This window comes from Amycolatopsis rhizosphaerae (genome assembly GCF_007713715.1).
Taxonomy (GTDB): Bacteria; Actinomycetota; Actinomycetes; order Mycobacteriales; family Pseudonocardiaceae; genus Amycolatopsis_E; species Amycolatopsis_E rhizosphaerae.
Genome location: NZ_VJWX01000563.1, coordinates 1 through 4,486 on the forward strand (window position 1 = coordinate 1; position 4,486 = coordinate 4,486).

Genomic DNA, 4,486 nt, shown 5'->3' on the forward strand with positions numbered 1-4,486 from the left:
GCTCAACACCCGACCCCGCAAAACCCTCGACTGGGCCACCCCCCAACAAAAACTCAACATGCTACTGTCCTAAATAGATCAAATTGCAACCACCGCATGAATCCGCCGTCCCTTCACAGTCGAATCGACCGTGAAGGGGCCCTTCACGGCTCGCCCCCGCCCCGTCAGGAGTCGTCCAGGTCACGTGCGGCGCGGTGGCGAGGCCCGGACCTGGACGGTCACATCCGTGTGCCACTGGGACACGGAAGTGCCTTCTTCCGTCCACCTCCGCGGGAACAGATCATGAGCACTGTTACAAATCGTGCTCCTTTGGAGGTCAGAGGTGTCCCAAGCCGTGTCCACCGGCGCCCGGTCCCGCCTGCTCGCGCTGGCGGTGCTGTGCGCCCAGACCCTCATGATCGTGCTGGACCAGACGATCGTGAACGTCGCGTTGCCCTCCATCCAGCAGGATCTCGGGTTCAGCCCGTCGAGCCTGGCGTGGGTGATCAACGCCTACGGCATCGCCTTCGGCGGGCTGCTCCTGCTGACCGGCAGGCTGGGTGATCTCATCGGCCGCCGCCGGGTGTTCCTGCTCGGCATGATCGTGTTCACCGCGGCTTCGCTGCTGTGCGGCGTGGCCTGGAACGCCGAAGTCCTGGTGGTCGCGCGGTTCGTCCAGGGCATCGGCGGCGCCGCCTCCTCCGCGGTCGCGCTGGGCATGGTGGTGGCGCTGTTTCCCGAACCCGGGGAGCGGGCCAAGGCGATCGGTGCGTTCAGCTTCGTCCAGGCGGCGGGCGGGTCGATCGGCACCGTCGTCGGCGGGGTGCTGACGCAGGCGGTCAGCTGGCACTGGATCTTCCTGATCAACCTGCCGATCGGCGTGGCGGCCGTCGCGGTGGCACTGCGGGTGCTGGCGGCCGACCGCGGCGTGGGACTGGCGGCGGGTGCCGACGTGCCGGGCGGCGTGCTCATCACCGCGGGGCTCATGCTCCTGGTCTACACCATCGTCGAGGTCGACGGGCACGGCTGGACTTCGGCGCACACCCTCGGCTTCGGCGCCCTCGCGATCATCCTGGTCGTCGCGTTCCTGGTGCGGCAGGCCCGCGCGGAACACCCCCTGCTGCCGCTGCGGATCTTCCGGTCCCGCACGCTCAGCGGCGCCAACCTGGTGCTCATGCTGCTGATCGCGGCGATGTTCGCGTTCCAGTACCACATCGTGTTGTACCTGCGGCAGGTGCTGGGCCTGTCCGCCCAGGGGACCGGGCTGGCGATGCTGCCGGCGGCCGCGTCGATCGCGGTGATCTCCCTGGTCGCCTCGGCGCGCGTGACCGCCAGGTTCGGCGAGCGACCGGTGCTGCTGGGCGGCCTCGTGCTGATCGCCGCCGGTGTGGCGCTGCTGGCCGTGATCAGGGCGGACGGCAGCTACGTGGCCGACGTGCTGCCCGCGCTGCTCGCGCTGGGCATCGGTTTCGGCTTCGCCATGCCGGCGTTGATGACGCTGGGCATGCGCGACGCCCGCCCCGAGGACACCGGGCTCGCGTCCGGCCTGTTCAACACCACCCAGCAGGTCGGGGGAGCGCTGGGGCTGTCGGTGCTGGCGGTGCTCGCCGCCACCCGCACCGACGGGCTGGCGGCCTCGGGTGTGCCGCGGGCGGTCGCGCTGACCGCCGGTTACCGCCTGAATTTCGGGGTCGCCCTGGGCCTGGTGGCTGTCGCGGGCGTGCTGGCCGCGGTCACCTTCGCCACTCGGCGTGGCGCCGAGACGGAGGCCTGAGTGCGGCGCTACCGTGCCCGCTCGTGCACTCCCACAGCTATCACGACGTCCTGTCCGGCCGGAAGAAACGCCGGATTCCCGAGATCGCGGCCGAGCCGGGGCTCGTCGTCGAAGAGCCGGGAAGCGGATTCTGCGGGGCGGTGATCAGGCTCGAACACGGCACCGTGGTGCTCGAAGACCGGCGGGGCGGGCAACGGGTGTTCCCGCTGGCCCCCGCCGGTTTCCTGCTGGAAGGCAAGCCGGTGACCCTGGTGCCGCCCAGAGCGGCCGTCCCGCCCGCGCCGGCGCGGTCGGCCTCGGGTTCGGTACGGGTGGAGGGCCTGCGGGCCCGGACCGCCCGCGACTCGCGCATCTGGGTGGAAGGCAAGCACGACGCCGAACTCGTCGAGCGCGTGTGGGGGCACGACCTGCGCGTCGAGGGCGTGGTCGTCGAACCGCTCGACGGTGTGGACGTGCTGGCCGGGCGGATCGAGGAGTTCGGCACCGGCCGGGGACGCAGGCTCGGTGTCCTGGTCGACCACCTCGTCCCCGGCAGCAAGGAGTCGCGGCTGGTGGCCGCGATCCACGACGAGCACGTGCTGGTCACCGGACACCCGTACATCGACATCTGGCAGGCGGTGAAGCCCTCCGCCGTCGGCATCGGGGCGTGGCCGGAGGTGCCGCGCGGGAGGCCGTGGAAGGAAGGGGTCTGCGCCGCACTGGGCTGGGGCGAACCCCACGAAGGGTGGCAGCGGGTGCTCGGCGCGGTGAGCAGCTTCCGCGACCTGGAGACGCCGCTGATCGGCGCGGTCGAGCGTCTGATCGACTTCGTGACCGCCCCGGAAGCCTGACCGGAGGACGGATGGAGATCAGATCGGGCGCTTCGGTGGCTCCGACCGGTCACTTTCTGCCACGATGAGCCCATGACACCGGCACTGATCTGGCTGATCGCGGGAGTCGTGCTGATGGCCGCCGAGGTGATCTCCGGCGACCTGGTGTTGTTGATGCTCGGCGTCGGGGCGCTGGTGGCGGCCGGTTCGGCGGCGCTCACCGGCAACGCCGTGATCGACGTGATCGTGTTCGCGGTGGCCTCGGCGGGCCTGCTGTGGCTGGCCCGGCCCGCGCTCAAGCGCCGGTTCCTGCACACTCCGGTGGTCCGGACCGGGATCGAGGCGCTGGTCGGCAAGCACGGCGTGGTCCTGTCCGCGGTGGACAACGAGGGCGGCGGCCGGATCAAGCTCGACGGGGACGTCTGGTCGGCTCGCAGCTTCATCGAAGGTCAGCGGATCGAGCCCGGCACGAAGGTGACCGTGGTAGAGATATCGGGCGCCACGGCCGTGGTGTCCCCGGAGCCGTAACCACTCTGGACGACGGGAGAGATCTTGGGAACCGCAGCGATCATAGTTGTCGCGGTCATCGCCCTGTTCGTGATCATCACCATCGCGAAGGCGATCATGGTGGTCCCGCAGGCACAGTCGGCGGTGATCGAACGGCTGGGCAGATTCCGCACGGTCGCCTCGCCGGGGCTGAACTTCCTCGTGCCGTTCCTCGACAAGGTGCGCGCCCGGATCGACCTGCGGGAACAGGTCGTGTCCTTCCCGCCGCAGCCGGTGATCACCGAGGACAACCTGACCGTCTCCATCGACACGGTGGTCTACTTCCAGGTCACCGACTCGCGGGCCGCGGTCTACGAGATCTCGAACTACATCGTCGGTGTCGAGCAGTTGACCACCACCACGCTGCGGAACGTGGTCGGTGGCATGACGCTGGAGCAGGCGCTGACCTCGCGCGACCAGATCAACAGCCAGCTGCGCGGGGTGCTCGACGAGGCCACCGGCCGCTGGGGCATCCGGGTGGCGCGGGTGGAGCTCAAGGCGATCGACCCGCCGCCGTCGATCCAGGACTCGATGGAGAAGCAGATGCGCGCCGACCGGGAGAAGCGCGCGATGATCCTCAACGCCGAAGGCCAGCGGGAGGCCGCGATCAAGACGGCGGAGGGGCAGAAGCAGTCGCAGATCCTGGCGGCCGAAGGGCAGAAGCAGGCGACGATCATGGCCGCGGAGGCGGACCGGCAGTCCCGCATTCTCCGTGCCCAGGGTGAACGCGCCGCCCGCTACCTGCAGGCACAGGGCCAGGCGAAGGCCATCGAGAAGGTGTTCGCCGCGGTCAAGGCCGGGCGTCCGACGCCGGAGGTGCTGGCCTACCAGTACCTGCAGACGCTGCCTCAGATGGCGCAGGGCGACGCGAACAAGGTCTGGCTGGTCCCCAGCGACTACGGTCGCGCGCTGGAAAACTTCGCCCGGGCGTTCGGCAAGCAGGGTGAGGACGGCGTGTTCCGCTACGAGCAGCCGAGCGGGGAAGCGGTCGAGCCGCCGTCGTTCGACGACGAAGAGGTGGCGAGCTGGTTCGACACCTCCACGGACCCCCGTATCGCGGAAGCGGTGCGGGAGGCCGAGAAGGTGGCGCGCCAGGAGGTGCCGGGCCCGCTCGGCACGACCACCCCGTCCGTCCCGAAGGCGGCCGACATCCTGCGTGGTACGCCGGAACCGCCGCCCGTGCGGGACGAGGCACAGGAACCGCCGAGCCCGCCCGCGCCGCCGCAGGCGTCGAGCACTCCGCCGCCCGCCGGTCCGCAGACACCGCCGGTCCCGCCGTCACGACCGCAGAGCGGAGGCCCGGACACCGGGCCGCAGGCCGGTCTGCCGCTGCGGCAGCCCGGACAGCACTACACGACCCCGCCGATCAGCCCGTATC

The 4,486-nt window shown here is 70.4% G+C and carries 4 protein-coding genes; all 4 read left to right on the plus strand.

Translation table 11 applies throughout. The features are described from left to right. The first annotated feature begins 322 nt into the window (after positions 1 to 322). On the plus strand, positions 323 to 1,753 hold the full coding sequence (locus FNH05_RS33140) for a DHA2 family efflux MFS transporter permease subunit (protein ID WP_246128095.1): 1,431 nt from the start codon (positions 323 to 325) through the stop codon (positions 1,751 to 1,753). Between the two features lie 23 nt (positions 1,754 to 1,776). Continuing rightward, positions 1,777 to 2,583 carry a DUF3097 domain-containing protein gene (locus tag FNH05_RS33145; protein ID WP_144592799.1) on the plus strand — a complete coding sequence of 269 codons (807 nt, stop codon included), beginning with the start codon at positions 1,777 to 1,779 and terminating at the stop codon, positions 2,581 to 2,583. A gap of 72 nt (positions 2,584 to 2,655) precedes the next feature. Then, positions 2,656 to 3,090, plus strand: a complete 435-nt coding sequence (locus FNH05_RS33150; RefSeq protein ID WP_144592800.1) for an NfeD family protein — start codon at positions 2,656 to 2,658, stop codon at positions 3,088 to 3,090. A 24-nt stretch (positions 3,091 to 3,114) separates the two neighbouring features. After that, positions 3,115 to 4,486, plus strand: a 1,372-nt coding sequence (locus tag FNH05_RS33155) for an SPFH domain-containing protein (RefSeq protein WP_425458513.1), incomplete at its 3' end; no start/stop codon positions are given.

Excerpts from the sequence above, each read along its gene's own strand:
- FNH05_RS33150 (WP_144592800.1), top strand. The coding sequence starts at position 2,656 with ATGACACCGGCACTGATCTGGCTGATCGCGGGAGTCGTGCTGATGGCC.